We start from the raw sequence: 220 nt of genomic DNA, 5'->3' as shown, positions 1-220 counted from the left end.
AAACACGCTCAACTGGCCATCACTGCGTAAATGCAAATAACCACCCCAGTTGTACAGTGCAAATACGTTGCCGCTTAAATTATTGGCCAACATAAAGTCGACCGTATCTGTGGGGTAGGAGTATTCAGCCGTGAGGTAGTGGAAGTTAGGCGCCGCCTGCAAATTGAAGGGCAGCATTCGCATCAGCGCTATCAACAGAAATGCCGCCGCGAAGCCCACC

The 220-nt window shown here is 50.9% G+C and carries 1 protein-coding gene; it reads right to left on the bottom strand.

What is annotated here, in order from left to right; translation table 11 throughout:
* Window positions 1-220: hypothetical protein (locus A3709_RS24050; RefSeq protein WP_197484268.1), on the bottom strand; the 220-nt coding region annotated here is incomplete at both ends.

Origin of the sequence: Halioglobus sp. HI00S01 (assembly GCF_001635445.1) — a bacterium.
GTDB classification, from domain to species: Bacteria; Pseudomonadota; Gammaproteobacteria; order Pseudomonadales; family Halieaceae; genus Halioglobus; species Halioglobus japonicus.
Note: the sequence above shows the minus strand (reverse complement) of the source record. Positions and strands in the feature narration are given on the sequence as shown.